At 62.9% G+C, this 14272-nt stretch carries 11 protein-coding genes, 1 tRNA gene and 1 rRNA gene; 7 read left to right on the forward strand and 6 right to left on the reverse strand.

The window, feature by feature from the left end; all coding sequences use genetic code 11:
- Positions 1-58: 58 nt before the first annotated feature.
- Together QMZ05_RS01400 and QMZ05_RS01405 are read right to left on the reverse strand one after the other, a co-directional pair.
- Positions 59-135 (reverse strand) — tRNA-Ile (locus tag QMZ05_RS01400).
- Between the two features lie 210 nt (positions 136-345).
- A 16S ribosomal RNA gene (locus QMZ05_RS01405) occupies positions 346-1834 on the reverse strand.
- Positions 1835-2837: 1003 nt separating this feature from the next.
- On the opposite strand from QMZ05_RS01405, the gene QMZ05_RS01410 reads away from it, so the two are divergent.
- From QMZ05_RS01410 to QMZ05_RS01420, 3 genes are all read left to right on the forward strand, one after another.
- Complete coding sequence (locus QMZ05_RS01410) at positions 2838-4901, forward strand: M23 family metallopeptidase (RefSeq protein WP_353699136.1); 2064 nt, start codon at positions 2838-2840, stop codon at positions 4899-4901.
- Positions 4902-5113: 212 nt separating this feature from the next.
- Positions 5114-5476 carry an SPW repeat protein gene (locus tag QMZ05_RS01415; protein WP_353699137.1) on the forward strand — a complete coding sequence of 121 codons (363 nt, stop codon included), beginning with the start codon at positions 5114-5116 and terminating at the stop codon, positions 5474-5476.
- A 79-nt stretch (positions 5477-5555) separates the two neighbouring features.
- Positions 5556-5813 (forward strand): hypothetical protein, encoded by a 258-nt coding sequence (locus QMZ05_RS01420; protein ID WP_353699138.1) that lies wholly within the window; start codon positions 5556-5558, stop codon positions 5811-5813.
- Positions 5814-5829: 16 nt separating this feature from the next.
- Here QMZ05_RS01420 and QMZ05_RS01425 read toward each other — a convergent pair whose 3' ends face one another.
- From QMZ05_RS01425 to QMZ05_RS01435, 3 genes are all read right to left on the reverse strand, one after another.
- Positions 5830-6240: a hypothetical protein gene (locus QMZ05_RS01425; RefSeq protein WP_353699139.1), complete on the reverse strand. Its 411-nt coding sequence runs from the start codon at positions 6238-6240 to the stop codon at positions 5830-5832.
- A gap of 289 nt (positions 6241-6529) precedes the next feature.
- Positions 6530-9181, reverse strand: a complete 2652-nt coding sequence (gene clpB / locus QMZ05_RS01430) for an ATP-dependent chaperone ClpB (protein WP_353699140.1) — start codon at positions 9179-9181, stop codon at positions 6530-6532.
- 191 nt (positions 9182-9372) lie between these two features.
- Positions 9373-9936 carry an XRE family transcriptional regulator gene (locus tag QMZ05_RS01435; RefSeq protein ID WP_353699141.1) on the reverse strand — a complete coding sequence of 188 codons (564 nt, stop codon included), beginning with the start codon at positions 9934-9936 and terminating at the stop codon, positions 9373-9375.
- A 56-nt stretch (positions 9937-9992) separates the two neighbouring features.
- Between QMZ05_RS01435 and QMZ05_RS01440 the strand changes: the two genes are divergently transcribed.
- From QMZ05_RS01440 to QMZ05_RS01450, 3 genes are all read left to right on the forward strand, one after another.
- On the forward strand, positions 9993-10508 hold the full coding sequence (locus QMZ05_RS01440; protein WP_353699142.1) for an N-acetyltransferase family protein: 516 nt from the start codon (positions 9993-9995) through the stop codon (positions 10506-10508).
- Positions 10509-10564: 56 nt separating this feature from the next.
- Complete coding sequence (locus QMZ05_RS01445; protein ID WP_353699143.1) at positions 10565-11347, forward strand: MOSC domain-containing protein; 783 nt, start codon at positions 10565-10567, stop codon at positions 11345-11347.
- Positions 11348-11481: 134 nt separating this feature from the next.
- Complete coding sequence (locus QMZ05_RS01450) at positions 11482-12414, forward strand: YARHG domain-containing protein (RefSeq protein WP_353699144.1); 933 nt, start codon at positions 11482-11484, stop codon at positions 12412-12414.
- A gap of 79 nt (positions 12415-12493) precedes the next feature.
- Here QMZ05_RS01450 and QMZ05_RS01455 read toward each other — a convergent pair whose 3' ends face one another.
- Complete coding sequence (locus tag QMZ05_RS01455) at positions 12494-13153, reverse strand: TIGR02594 family protein (protein ID WP_353699145.1); 660 nt, start codon at positions 13151-13153, stop codon at positions 12494-12496.
- Positions 13154-13387: 234 nt separating this feature from the next.
- On the opposite strand from QMZ05_RS01455, the gene QMZ05_RS01460 reads away from it, so the two are divergent.
- Positions 13388-14260 (forward strand): alpha/beta hydrolase, encoded by an 873-nt coding sequence (locus QMZ05_RS01460; RefSeq protein ID WP_353699146.1) that lies wholly within the window; start codon positions 13388-13390, stop codon positions 14258-14260.
- The last annotated feature ends 12 nt before the right edge of the window (positions 14261-14272 follow it).

A 14272-nucleotide genomic window follows, 5' to 3' on the forward strand; every position in this document is an offset into this window, starting at 1 on the left:
GGCGCAGCAGCCTTCATCTTGAAAGGCTTGCCTAGCCGAAGCAGCGAAGCGCAAAGGCTGGTGGGCCTGGGAAGACTTGAACTTCCGACCTCACGCTTATCAAGCGCGCGCTCTAACCAACTGAGCTACAAGCCCCTAACACGAGAGACATGCCGGCGCGCACCTGACGTGAAGTCGATGCATCGCACAGCGCTCAGCCCCTGGCGCGTGTTCGTCCGCGAAGAAAGAGAAACGAAGACGGCGAAATCCCGCCAATGGAGCTCAACAATCCTGAAACTGTTGGCCCCTGAATGTTTCTAAAACGATCCGATAGTGAGCGTGAGCTCGCTGAAGGATCATCCTTAGAAAGGAGGTGATCCAGCCGCAGGTTCCCCTACGGCTACCTTGTTACGACTTCACCCCAGTCGCTGACCCTACCGTGGCCGGCTGCCCCCTTTCGGTTAGCGCACCGTCTTCAGGTAAAACCAACTCCCATGGTGTGACGGGCGGTGTGTACAAGGCCCGGGAACGTATTCACCGTGGCGTGCTGATCCACGATTACTAGCGATTCCAACTTCATGGGCTCGAGTTGCAGAGCCCAATCCGAACTGAGACGGCTTTTTGAGATTTGCGAAGGGTCGCCCCTTAGCATCCCATTGTCACCGCCATTGTAGCACGTGTGTAGCCCAGCCCGTAAGGGCCATGAGGACTTGACGTCATCCCCACCTTCCTCGCGGCTTATCACCGGCAGTCTCCTTAGAGTGCTCAACTAAATGGTAGCAACTAAGGACGGGGGTTGCGCTCGTTGCGGGACTTAACCCAACATCTCACGACACGAGCTGACGACAGCCATGCAGCACCTGTCTCCGGTCCAGCCGAACTGAAGAACTCCGTCTCTGGAGTCCGCGACCGGGATGTCAAGGGCTGGTAAGGTTCTGCGCGTTGCGTCGAATTAAACCACATGCTCCACCGCTTGTGCGGGCCCCCGTCAATTCCTTTGAGTTTTAATCTTGCGACCGTACTCCCCAGGCGGAATGCTTAAAGCGTTAGCTGCGCCACTAGTGAGTAAACCCACTAACGGCTGGCATTCATCGTTTACGGCGTGGACTACCAGGGTATCTAATCCTGTTTGCTCCCCACGCTTTCGTGCCTCAGCGTCAGTATCGGGCCAGTGAGCCGCCTTCGCCACTGGTGTTCTTGCGAATATCTACGAATTTCACCTCTACACTCGCAGTTCCACTCACCTCTCCCGAACTCAAGATCTTCAGTATCAAAGGCAGTTCTGGAGTTGAGCTCCAGGATTTCACCCCTGACTTAAAGACCCGCCTACGCACCCTTTACGCCCAGTGATTCCGAGCAACGCTAGCCCCCTTCGTATTACCGCGGCTGCTGGCACGAAGTTAGCCGGGGCTTATTCTTGCGGTACCGTCATTATCTTCCCGCACAAAAGAGCTTTACAACCCTAGGGCCTTCATCACTCACGCGGCATGGCTGGATCAGGCTTGCGCCCATTGTCCAATATTCCCCACTGCTGCCTCCCGTAGGAGTTTGGGCCGTGTCTCAGTCCCAATGTGGCTGATCATCCTCTCAGACCAGCTACTGATCGTCGCCTTGGTGAGCCATTACCTCACCAACTAGCTAATCAGACGCGGGCCGATCTTTCGGCGATAAATCTTTCCCCGTAAGGGCTTATCCGGTATTAGCTGAAGTTTCCCTCAGTTGTTCCGAACCAAAAGGTACGTTCCCACGCGTTACTCACCCGTCTGCCGCTGACATATTGCTATGCCCGCTCGACTTGCATGTGTTAAGCCTGCCGCCAGCGTTCGCTCTGAGCCAGGATCAAACTCTCAAGTTGGACTTGAAACCTTGAACCGGCTGATCACAACGTTTGACGAGGTCCCACCATTCTTCGTCGACCGAAGTCAACGAGCCGCCTGCGATTCACATCGTTGGCAGCGATGGTGTAACCTTTAAAACGTGTACCGCCGAAGTCTTTCGTCCACTCTCAGAAGTCAAAAGCCGAAGCTTTCAAGTATTCCGAGAGACGCAAGGACTCCGCCGTCCACGTTTCTCTTTCTTCATCTTCACTTGTCAAACAGCCCGGGATCGGACGACCCCACACCCTTAGAGGGTGGTTCTACCCTTCACCGGCAGACAGTGAACCTCAACCGATTTATGTCGGCTGTTGTGTCACTCATCTAAGTGAGGAGCATCAGAGGCGCGTTCGCTCGCCTTGGTCAGTGACCCGGCGGCGCCGCGCTCAGTGGTTGGTTTATAGTCCCCACCCCTCGGGATTGTCAACGCCCATTGTCAACAAAACGTCGTACGCCCAAATCGCTTGTGCAGTGCGAAGAAAATCTCGTGCTTTCCGTGACTTAGGTCGGAGGTAAAAATTCGTCACCCAACCCGCGTGGTAAAAAACTTGAAAAAAAGTTTGGCGCCGGGGGGCCCGTCAGGCCCCTCGGAACGGGTTCCAAGCCGCTCCAGGCCGGCGGCGGCACCCACCTGCCTCAGGAAACTTTTCCACCCTAAATGCCGCACTTGAGCCACAATCCTGCGACGTTCTCGCTATAACGAATGCAATGAACCGCTCGAAACCAGTGGGGGCTCGGGTGGTTTTTCAGGGGGACCAGGCGATTTCTTCGAGAACCCGTCGCCTCTTCCCTACGCGGCCGAGCAATATCGAGAGATCTGCACACCATTGACGTTCGAGAGTGCGGCCAGCGAATGGCCTTCGTCTCTTCGACTTCGATGCGTGTGGCTCGCCACACTGCCGAAATCCCTCTCCGAGGGAGCGCGGCGGAGATGAGGACGAGCAGAGGACGATCGCAATTGCTGGAATTTGGGGGGACATCGGGTTGAGCCAACGGGCGTCACGCGGAAGCGGCATTGGGCGCGAGACCGGGATGATCGATCTCGGTCACGAACCGCCGCTTTCAGTCGACGGCACCGAGGCCGCGGTGATCGATCGTCGCCGTGTCTCCGTACAATGGTTTAGCGGCACCATTCTCACCGGACTCTGTGGCGCGGCCCTGATCGGCGGCGCCGTTTTTGCCTCGCTCGACGGCGAGATGACCTTCGCCAAGGTGCCGGAGCGCGTCGAAGGCGCGCTGCGCGGCGCCTTCACCGGCAACGATCGCGTCGTCAGCCTGCACAAGGGTGACCGCCTGCCGCCGCCCAACGAAAACTCCGCTTCGCGCAGCCTGGTGCGCGTCTCGACCGTGACCCGCGTCGGCAACCGCGACGTGATGCGAGTCAGGCCCTTCATCCGGATTTCCGGCAATCTCTCGATGACCACGAGCGATCTGTCGTCCAAGATACCGCCATTCAACGCGCAGCGTCTGCTGACCGATGTCGGCTCCGACACGCCGGCTGCGGCCGAGGATCCGAATGCGGCGGCCGCCGCCGAGCCCGACGCCGAGGTCTCTTTCGTCACCAAGGATCTCGGAACGGTGCTGCCGAAAGCCAAGCTCGCCGCAGGCGTCGGGCTCGACGACATCCTGATGCGGGTCCGTGACGCCGCCAATTGGCGCGGCTCCGGCAATTCGGTGCGCTATGCCTCGCTCGCCAATGCCGCGGCAGATGCCACCGGCGCTGGCCCTGATATGCGGATGGCCTACGCCACCGAGGGCAACACCTCCGACCCCTATGCAGGCTTCGAGACCCGCGTTGTGCCGGAGAACGTCACCCTGCTGCCGAAGACCAAAGAGCAGGTCACCGGCGGCAATCCGGTCGGTGAACGGGTTCACCTCGTCAAGAAGGGCGACAGCATCACCTCGATCCTGCGCGATCAGGGCGCAACACCCGACGAGGCGAAGGCAATTGCCGCAACGCTCGGCCCGCGCGGCCGCGACGGCGGCCTGAAGGAAGGCCAGAAGGTGCGGATCCTGATGGCGCCGGCAGCTCCGGGCGCCCGGCTGCAACCCTATCGGGTGATTGTCGCCAATGATTCCGTGGTCGAAGCCGTCGCCGCCCTGTCCGATCTCGGCAAATATGTCGCCGTCGACGTGCAGAGCATGAACACCACGACCGACACCGCCGACAATTCCAGCGACGACGACGAGGATGATGGCAGCGGCGTGCGGCTCTATCAGAGCATTTACGAGACCGCGCTGCGCAACAAGGTGCCGCCGACCGTCATCGAAGACATGGTCAAGATCTACTCCTATGACGTCGATTTCCAACGCAAGGTCCAGCCCGGCGACTCGTTCGACGTGTTCTTTGCCGGCGAGGATGAAGGCGTCACCAGCACCGAAAAGACCGAAGTGCTCTACGCTGCGCTGACCGTGGGCGGCGAAACCAAGAAATACTACCGATTCCAGAGCTCGGACGACGGCCTCGTCGACTACTATGACGAGACCGGCAAGAGCGCGAAGAAGTTCCTGGTGCGCAAGCCGGTCAACAACGCGATCATGCGTTCGGGCTTCGGCGGCCGCCGCCATCCGATCCTCGGCTATGTGAAGATGCACACCGGCGTCGACTGGGCCACCGCCTACGGCACGCCGATCTTCGCTTCCGGCAACGGCGTGCTGGAGAAGGTCGGATACGAGGGCGGCTACGGCAAATATATCCGCATGAAGCATGCGAACGGCTATGAGACGGCCTACGGCCACATGTCGGCCTTCGCCAAGGGCATGGAGATCGGCAAGAAGGTGCGGCAGGGCCAGGTGATCGGCTTCGTCGGCTCGACCGGCCAGTCGACCGGCCCGCACGTCCACTACGAAATCCTGGTCAACGGCCGATTCGTCGACCCGATGCGCGTGAAGCTGCCGCGCGGCCGCTCGCTGGAAGGCCCGATGCTGGCGAACTTCGAGAAGGAGCGCGACCGGATCGAAGCCCAGATGTCGAGCCGCGGCAGCTCGCGCATCGTCTCGGACGCCACGAGCTCGACCTCGCAGACGCGCTCCATCACCAACCGCTGATTATTTCCCGGGCCCACGGGCCGTCTGACGCCGCCGCTGCGCTCCCTTTTGGAAGCTGATGGCCGCGTCGAAACACGCGCCGCCGAACATCGGTGGCGGCGGCGATTTCCGCCAAAATCCCACGAAATCCACCAAATTTCGCGGAACAAGACGGGAACTCGAACGGCGGTCATCCAGTTGATTCGAAGGTGAAACCTCCAATGGAGGGAGTCATGGAGAACTGGACAAACGCAAAACTGTGTGACGTCGCAAACCTGATCCTCGGCGCGATTCTTTTCCTGTCGCCGTGGCTGTTCAAGTTCGACGGCGGAACGGTTTCCGCCAACGCCCACATCGTCGGCATTGCGATGGCGGTCCTTGCGATCGCCGCGCTCGCGGCCTTCGCGGTCTGGGAGGAGTGGCTGAACCTCATCGTCGGGCTTTGGGCGCTGGTCTCGCCGTGGGTCCTTGGTTTCCAGGGAGCCACCACCGCGACAACCGTGCACGTGGTCATCGGCATCGCAGTCGCGGCCCTTGCGGCGATCGAGCTCTGGATGATGTCCCAGCATCCGCCCCGGCTCACCACTCATAGCTGAGGCATCGAACTCATCGATTCCTCACCCGCTGGCCGGGATGGCCGGCGGGTGAGGATTTGCCCAATGAGGATATGCAACCATGACCCAACTCACCCGCGACGACGTGCTGAAAGCCGTCAGCCACGCCGACGACGTCACGATTGCGCGAATCATCGCATCCGGGGCGACGATCGCCGAGCTTGCCGAGGCGCAGGCCTGGCTCGCCAATGACGAGCCGCTGATGAATGACGGCAGGCCGCTGGCCACGGGCCGTACCCGTGAGCTGGTCGACATCCTCACAGAGCTCGAGCCTGCCGAGGACGACGAGCCCTCACCGCCCATCGCCCCGCAGGAATGACAGCACGACAGACGATCTACGGCGCGAAGCTCGCGCAGATCAGGAAAACGATCCCGATCGCGGTCAATCCGAATGCGACGGCCGCGAGCGGCAGCAGCATGTCGATCGTCGCATGGGTGCTGTTGATCGTGCTGCCCCAGACCGCGAATTCGCCCCTCCGCCACTCGCCAAACGGAATCGGCCGCGGATGCCGATCGTGCCGGTAGTCGTATCTCCGCCAGATCTGCGACAGCAGCCACGGCAGCAGCACCGCGACAAACAGCAATACAGTGACGAACATCAGCGACAGCTCGACCTCGCCCTGGCGGTCGAACAGGATCCAGGCCGACAGCACGAACCATCCGACCAGGCCTGCGGCCGTGCCGTAGACGCGGGGATGAAGATCGTCATAGACGGGCCGGTTATGGGCAATGAGTTCTCTGCTCATGCAATTCGCCTTCTGCTGAGGGCGACCGGCGGCGTGGCTTTGCAGGATGATGCAAGATGGCGCGCGAATCAGCGATGCGGTCCGCGCCAAATACGTCCCTTTGCAGCTGCGCGGGACGTTGCCACGCCAGCCGATCATTCATGAGGAAAACGAACGCCGCCGACGGGCGTTTCATTAAAACCGGGACACGAATCGGGCCGCCGGACAGGAACTCGTCACGCACAGCCCGTCGATTGTCACGCGGATGCGGCCTGTCGCCAGGCCGCATCCAGTTTCGCTGTAGGTATGCTCAGTTCAGCTTGCGCTTCGAGACCGGGGCATCGAACTGCACGATCTCGGCCGTCTTGGACGCCTGACCGTTGAAGGTCAGCACGTTGCCCTTCTCCGAGATCAGCACGCGATCGCCATCCTTGACCTCGCCGGCGAGGATCATCTCGGCCAGCGGATCCTGCACGCTGCGCTGGATCACCCGCTTCAGCGGACGGGCGCCATACGCCGGATCCCAGCCCTTCTCCGCGAGCCAGTCCCGCGCCTTCGGATCGAGCGTCAGCTCGATCTTGCGATCCTCGAGCAGCTTGGTCAGCCGCGCGAACTGGATCTCGACGATGCGGCCCATCTCGTTCCGCTGCAGCCGGTGGAACAGGATGATCTCGTCGATGCGGTTCAGGAACTCCGGCCTGAAATGCGCCCGCACGACGCCCATCACCTGATCGCGGACCGCTGCGGTGTCCTCGCCTTCCGGCTGATTCACCAGGAATTCCGAACCGAGGTTCGAAGTCATGATGATCAGCGTGTTGCGGAAGTCGACGGTACGGCCCTGCCCATCGGTCAGGCGGCCGTCGTCGAGCACCTGCAACAGCACGTTGAAGACATCGGGATGCGCCTTCTCGATCTCGTCGAACAGCACGACCTGGTAGGGCCGGCGCCGAACGGCTTCGGTCAGTGCACCACCCTCGTCGTAGCCGACATAGCCGGGAGGCGCGCCGATCAGCCGCGAGACCGAGTGCTTCTCCATGAACTCGGACATGTCGAGGCGGACCATCGCGGTCTCGTCGTTGAACAGATCAGCGGCGAGCGCCTTGGTCAGCTCGGTCTTGCCGACGCCGGTAGGGCCTAAGAACATGAACGAGCCGGTCGGCCGGTTCGGATCCTGCAGGCCCGCGCGGGCACGACGCACGGCGGTTGCCACCGCACGGACGGCTTCGGCCTGGCCGACGACGCGCTTGGCGAGACTGTCCTCCATTTTCAGGAGCTTGTCCTTTTCGCCCTCGAGCATCTTGTCGACCGGCACGCCGGTCCAGCGCGAGACGACCTGCGCGATGTGGTTGGCGGTGACCGCCTCCTCCATCATCTCGCCGCCGTTCGGCTTGCTGTTTTCCTGAGCCTCGATGTCGGCGAGCTTCCGCTCCAGCTCGGGGATCCGGCCATAGGCCAGCTCGCCCGCCTTCTGGAATTCGCCGCGACGCTGCGCATTGGCCAGCTCGACACGGAGCGCATCGAGTTCGCTCTTCAGCTTCTGGGCGTTGGAGAGCTTGTTCTTCTCCGCGCTCCAGCGCGCCGTCAGCGCGGTCGACCGCTCCTCGAGCCCGGCGAGCTCTTTCTCCAGGGTCTGCAGGCGGCTCTTGGAGCCGGCATCGTTCTCCTTCTTTAGCGCCTCCTGCTCGATCTTGAGCCGGATGATGTCGCGATCCAGCGAATCGAGCTCTTCGGGCTTGGAATCGACCTGCATCTTCAGCCGCGCCGCCGCCTCGTCCATCAGGTCGATGGCCTTGTCCGGCAGGAAGCGGTCGGTGATGTAGCGGTTCGACAACGTGGTCGCGGCCACCAACGCGGAGTCGGTGATGCGCACGCCGTGGTGCTGCTCGTATTTGTCCTTCAGGCCGCGCAGGATCGAGATGGTGTCCTCGACCGTCGGCTCGCTGACATAGATCGGCTGGAACCGGCGCGCCAGCGCGGCATCCTTCTCGACATGCTTGCGGTACTCGTCGAGCGTGGTCGCGCCGATACAGTGCAGCTCACCGCGCGCCAGCGCAGGCTTCAACAGGTTGGACGCGTCCATCGCGCCGTCGGTCTTGCCGGCGCCGATCAGGGTGTGCATCTCGTCGATGAACAGGATGATGCCGCCCTCGGCGGTCGAGACCTCCTGCAGCACGGATTTCAGCCGCTCCTCGAACTCGCCGCGATATTTCGCGCCGGCGATCAAAGCGCCCATGTCGAGCGACAGCAGCTTTTTGTCCTTCAGGCTCTCCGGCACGTCGCCGTTGAGGATGCGCAACGCCAGGCCCTCGACGATCGCGGTCTTGCCGACGCCGGGCTCACCGATCAGGACGGGATTGTTCTTGGTTCGCCGCGACAGCACCTGGATGGTGCGGCGGATCTCCTCGTCGCGGCCAATTACCGGGTCAAGCTTGCCGTCGCGCGCCGCCTGGGTCAGGTCGCGGGCATATTTCTTCAGCGCGTCATACGCGTTCTCCGCGGTCGCGCTATCGGCGGTGCGGCCCTTGCGCAGCGCTTCGATCGCCGCGTTCAGGTTCTGCGCCGTGACGCCGCCCTTGCTGAGGATGTTCGCAGCTTCGCTGCGCTTCTCGAGCGAGAGCCCGAGCAGCAGCCGCTCGACGGTGACAAAACTGTCGCCGGCCTTGTCGGCGGCCTTTTCCGCCGCATCGAAGGCGCGCGCCAGCTCCGGCGACAGGTAAACCTGTCCGGCACCATTGCCCGACACCTTCGGCAGCTTGTTCAGCGCCTCTTCGGTCGATTTCAGGATCGCTCTGGAATTGCCGCCAGCGCGGTCGATCAGACCTCCGGCGAGCCCCTCATTGTCGTCCAGCAATACCTTCAACAGATGCAGCGGTGAGAATTGCTGGTGACCGTCGCGCATTGCGAGCGACTGGGCAGACTGGATGAATCCGCGCGCGCGCTCGGTGTACTTCTCGATGTTCATTCGTTTTCCCTCGGCCTGCCGTCACCACCCATTCAGGCATGGTTCCGGCATCTTCATTGGGTTTCCGCGGGCCGCGTTGACGTTCCTCAACCAGCCTCTGGTCGTCGCCATCATTTTTCAGGCTTGCCGCAGATGTGGGCACTTGGTTCCGAATCGGAAGAGCCACAGTCTGCGATTTCGCCTGGTGGAGCTCAGCGCCGCACGATGGCGACAAGGTAGCGGCAGGGCTGAGCAGTTTCGTTACGGAAGACGATGTCCGACGGCGGCCCAAGCTCGACGCGATCACCCGCGGCGAGCTCATGGCGCTCCGCCCCTTCCATCAAGACGAGGCGGCCGCTGATCACCCAGACCACCTGACGGATCAGGTGATAGGCGCTGGCAGGGAAGCCGGCTTCCTGGTTGGCAGGCAGCTCGACCTCCACCAGCTCCAGCGGATTGGCTGGATGCAGGAACACCTGCCGTCGCAGATAGGCCGCCTTCGGATCGCGCCATACCGGCTGATCCTTGGCCCGCTGCAGGCGGGAGCTGGCTGAGGCAACCTCGAACAGCGCGGCCATGGTCAGGCCATAGGCCGTGGCGATCCGCGACAGCGTTGCCGCCGTCGGGCTGGCCTCCGCCCGCTCGATCTTGCTCAGCATGGCCTTGGACACGCCTGCCCGCCCGGCGAGTTCCGCCAGCGACCAGCCGCGGCCCTCCCGTTCGGCGCGAACCCGCCGCCCGAGAGCCTCATCGGCCTTGTCTTCTATAATTGACATAACGTCTTATATAGTAGACGATGGGGTCCATTCAAGAGGCTTGTCGAGGAAGACCGATGATTATCCGCCCCGCCACCGAGCAGGACATCCCCGCCATCACCGCGATCTTCAATGAGGCGGTCGCCAACTCGAACGCGATCTGGACGGAGAAGCAGGATTCCGAGGGCGAGCGGCTGGCCTGGATGCAGGCCCGGCTGGCGCTGGGCTACCCGGTGCTGGTCGCGGCCGAAGGGCCTGTGGTGCTCGGCTACGGCACGTTCGGCGATTTCCGGGCGTTCCCCGGTTACCGCTACAGCGTCGAGCACAGCGTCTACATCCACGTCGATCATCGCGGCCGCGGTTTGGGCCGCGTCATCGTCGACGAGCTCATCGCCGCGGCCACCACGCTCGGCAAGCACGTCATGATCGCCGGCATCGACGGCGGCAATCCCGCCTCGCTCCGGCTCCATGCGCAGGCCGGCTTTGTCGAGGTCGCCAGGATGCCGGAGGTCGGCCGCAAATTCGGCCGCTGGCTCGAACTCGTATTCATGCAGCGCGTGCTGGACACGCCTGGCGCAGCGCGGCCCGACTAGCTGCCGTGGCGTTGGCGGCGGTTCTCCTCGCCCACCAAACAGGCTAGAGCGGGCGGATGGACAACGCACACGCCTCCTCCGCCCGGATCACCGGCATCTACCGCTATCCCGTCAAGGGTCTGACGCCCGAGCCGCTGCCCCGCGCAGAGCTCAAGGTCGGCGAGACGCTGCGCTCGGATCGCCGCTACGCCATCGAAAACGGGCCGAGCGGTTTCGATCCGGCCGCGCCGAAATGGCTGGCGAAGCCGCATTTCCTGATGCTGCAACGGGACGAATGGCTGGCGCCGCTGCGGGCCCATTTCGACGACGACAGCCATGTGCTGACGCTGCGCCGGGACGGCGCGATGGTCGCCCAAGGCGATCTCGAGACTGAGGCCGGGCGCGCCGCGATCGAACGCTATTTCGCCGATCGTCATGCCGGACAGATCAAGGGACCGCCCAAGGTGCTGGTCAGCCCCGGCCACAGCTTCTCCGACGTGCCGCGCAAGGTGGTCTCGATCATCAACCTGGCGAGCCTGCGGGCGATCGAGGAGATGGTGCAGGCGCCGGTGCATCCGCTGCGCTTCCGCGCCAACCTCTACGTCGAGGGCTGGCCGGCCTGGCATGAAGCCAGCCTGCTCGACCGGACCATTGCGATCGGCAGTGCACGGGCCAAGGTTGTGAAGCGGATCACACGCTGTGCCGCGGTCAATGTCGATCCCGATACCGGCGCGCGCGACCTCTCGGTCCCGAACACGCTGATGCAGCGCTTCGGCAACAACGAATGCGGCATCTACGCCGAGATCATCAGCGACGGCGGCGCGGCGGTCGGCGACACGATTGCCGCGGAACCGCAGTAGATCACGCCGGGTTCCGTATTCCTTGAATACGGCATAGACGCGCATCGCATTGCAATGTTCGGTTGCGTGAAATAGACTTCACTCGACATTTTGAACTGCAGCAAATTTGTCGAAATTGATTGCACGGGGTTGCCATGAGCATGATCATGGTTTCGTACCGGCGGGTCGATCAGGATACAGCGGGCCGCATCGCGGACCATCTGATCGAGAAGTACGGCGAGAAATCCGTATTCTTCGACGTCAACAGCATTCGCACCGGCGCCAACTTCGTCGATCGGATCGCCAAGGCCATCACTGCCTGCGACGTCGTGATCGCCGTGATCGGTCCGCATTGGATCGGCAAGACCGAAGATGGGAAACCCACGCGTCTGGAGGATCCCGCCGATTCCGTGCGTTTCGAGATCGAGACGGCGCTCAAGCACAACAAGACTCTGCTGCCGCTGCTGGTGAACGGCGCAACCATGCCGGAGGCAGCCGAGCTGCCGGAATCGCTTCGCTTCCTGCACTTCTGCAACGCCGCCCGGGTCGACTCGGGCCAGGATTTTCGCATGCACATGGCCCGCCTGATCGACACGATCAACGAGGTCCTGAATGAAGCCGGGCGATCGCCGCTGCGCGAAGTTTCACCGATCAAGCGCTACTGGAAGTACGGCGCAGGCGTCGCCGCCGCAGCGTTGGCGCTGGCGGTCTGGACCGTCGGGCCCGCATTCGAACATACCGTGGTCAAATCGGGCGCATCGGATGATCAGACCACCGTCGGACGCACGACGCCGCCTGCCGTTCCGGCCTCCGTCACGCAGCGCGCCAAGACGCATGACGGTTTTCTCTTTCCCGATTCCGATCGGCGATTTCTGAGTGAAGCCGATCTCAAGGACATGTCGGCGGTCGAGCTGCGCATCGCACGAAACGAGATTTTCGCGCGGCATGGCCGGTTCTTCAAGGATCAGGTGCTCGCAAACTACTTCTCGCAATTCGCCTGGTATCAACCCGCTGCGGTCGAAGTCCCCCTGAGCAACCTCGAGGCCACCAACGTCGACACGATCGAGGCGAAGGAGCACGAGAAGTGAAGCTGGCCTGCAGCGCCGGTCGACCTCGCCGCGCGTGACCACCTCTCCCGCATCCCCGGGGAGAGGTGGCAGTCGCGCCTCAGTTCGTCGGCATCACATAGGCGTAGATCCGGCCGCGCGAGACCGGTACCTCGCGGACACGGTGGCTGCTGTTGCCCGAGATCATGATCGGATTGCCCTTGGCATCGACGCCGGTGATGATGCCGACATGACCGCCGCCGCGGCGGCCCATCACCGCGATGGCGCCGACCTGCGGCCCCGAAATGCGCGTGCCGTATTTGGCGAACGAACTTGCCATGTCGGAGCCGGTGCCGCGATGTCCGGTCTGCTGCAGCACCATGTTCATGAAGCGCGCACACCACAGGCTGGAACGGCCGGTCGGGTTGCCGCCGAGATAGCGGCGCGCCGCGGCGACGATGCCGGACGAGCCGAAGCCGCTTGCCATGCTGACGCCGCCGGTGTTGGGCACGGCTTCAGCGTTGCCCGGCAACTCGGCCGCATCGGTTTCGACGATACCGTCCGGCTGCGCGAGTGCGCGGCGCTCGGCGCGCGACAGCCGCGCCGCGTGGCGATCGTGATGACGGACATAGTGGTGATGACCGGCATGAGCCGAGTGCGCGTGACGCTGATGGTGCGGACGGGCGGACGCCGGAGAAACCGAAACGACGGCGAGCGTGAGCGAACACAGGGCCAGCGCCAAAACACGAAGCGACCGGCGATACGCGAGCAACTGAACCATACTTCACGAGATCCTCTGAAACGCCCCCCGTTTCCCCGTCGCATTCCCTCAGGGAATGCGGCGATGGTTTTGAAAATCGGGATGTGGCGAGAGGAAGATTTCATGTGACGCCAGGAAAACGATTTCTGGGTCATTCCGCGCTGATTCGATGACGAGAAAGGAACCAGAACTGCCGCATTGCAGCCGTGAAAATTAACTGCAAATCTGGGGCCGGCCAACGAGAGGAGAATTTCAATGCCCTACGCCACCACGAAAGATAATGTCCGCCTGCACTTTGAAGAGGCCGGCAGCGGGACCCCGATCATCTTCCTCCACGAATTCGCGGCCGATCACACCAACTGGGAACCGCAGCTGCGCTACTTCGCGCGCGGCCACCGCTGCATCGCCTATTCCGCGCGCGGCTACACGCCGTCGGACGTGCCTGCGAGTGCCGACGCCTACACCTACAAGCATTTCTATACCGACGCGCTCGCGGTGCTCGATCATCTCGGCATAGCGAAAGCGCATTTCGTCGGCCTCTCGATGGGCTCCTATTCGTCGCTGCAGATCGCACTCAATGCGCCGGAGCGCGCGCTGTCGATGACGCTCGCCGCGGTCGGCTCCGGCTCGAGCCTCGAGAATCTCGATGCCTTCCGCGCGCAGTGCCGCGCCAATGCCGAGCAATACGAGACCATCGGCTCGGTCGAGGTCGCCAAGGTGACGCGCGAGGCGCCGAGCCGGATTCCGTTCCTGGTCAAGGACCCGCGCGGCCATGCCGATTTCTACGCCGCGCTCGCCCGCCACGACGCCAAGGGCTCGGCCAACACGATGCGCAGCTTCCAGGGCGGCCGGCCCTCGATCTACACCATGACCGACGCCATCAAGCGCGCGGCGACGCCGGCGCTGATCCTGTGCGGCGACGAGGATGACAATTGCATCGCGCCCAGCATGTTCCTGAAGCAGCATCTGCCGGCCGCCGGCCTCGCCTTCTTTCCAAAGTCGGGCCACGTGCTCAACCTCGAGGAGCCGGCGCTGTTCAACGAGATGGTGGAACGCTTCATCGCGCTGGTCGAGGCCGGCCGCTGGCCGGTGCGCGATCCGAGGTCACTGGTGGCAGCGCCGGTTTGACGCGCCGCGCAG

The organism is Bradyrhizobium sp. INPA03-11B, from assembly GCF_040446015.1.
In the GTDB taxonomy this organism is placed as follows: Bacteria; Pseudomonadota; Alphaproteobacteria; order Rhizobiales; family Xanthobacteraceae; genus Bradyrhizobium; species Bradyrhizobium macuxiense_A.

What these genes read in the sequence shown, in the direction of transcription:
- QMZ05_RS01415 (WP_353699137.1), top strand. Translation starts at nt 5,114, where the DNA reads ATGGAGAACTGGACAAACGCAAAACTGTGTGACGTCGCAAACCTGATC.
- QMZ05_RS01420 (WP_353699138.1), top strand. Translation starts at nt 5,556, where the DNA reads ATGACCCAACTCACCCGCGACGACGTGCTGAAAGCCGTCAGCCACGCC.
- QMZ05_RS01425 (WP_353699139.1), bottom strand. Translation starts at nt 6,240, where the DNA reads ATGAGCAGAGAACTCATTGCCCATAACCGGCCCGTCTATGACGATCTT.
- clpB (WP_353699140.1), bottom strand. Translation starts at nt 9,181, where the DNA reads ATGAACATCGAGAAGTACACCGAGCGCGCGCGCGGATTCATCCAGTCT.
- QMZ05_RS01435 (WP_353699141.1), bottom strand. Translation starts at nt 9,936, where the DNA reads ATGTCAATTATAGAAGACAAGGCCGATGAGGCTCTCGGGCGGCGGGTT.
- QMZ05_RS01440 (WP_353699142.1), top strand. Translation starts at nt 9,993, where the DNA reads ATGATTATCCGCCCCGCCACCGAGCAGGACATCCCCGCCATCACCGCG.
- QMZ05_RS01445 (WP_353699143.1), top strand. Translation starts at nt 10,565, where the DNA reads ATGGACAACGCACACGCCTCCTCCGCCCGGATCACCGGCATCTACCGC.
- QMZ05_RS01450 (WP_353699144.1), top strand. Translation starts at nt 11,482, where the DNA reads ATGAGCATGATCATGGTTTCGTACCGGCGGGTCGATCAGGATACAGCG.
- QMZ05_RS01455 (WP_353699145.1), bottom strand. Translation starts at nt 13,153, where the DNA reads ATGGTTCAGTTGCTCGCGTATCGCCGGTCGCTTCGTGTTTTGGCGCTG.
- QMZ05_RS01460 (WP_353699146.1), top strand. Translation starts at nt 13,388, where the DNA reads ATGCCCTACGCCACCACGAAAGATAATGTCCGCCTGCACTTTGAAGAG.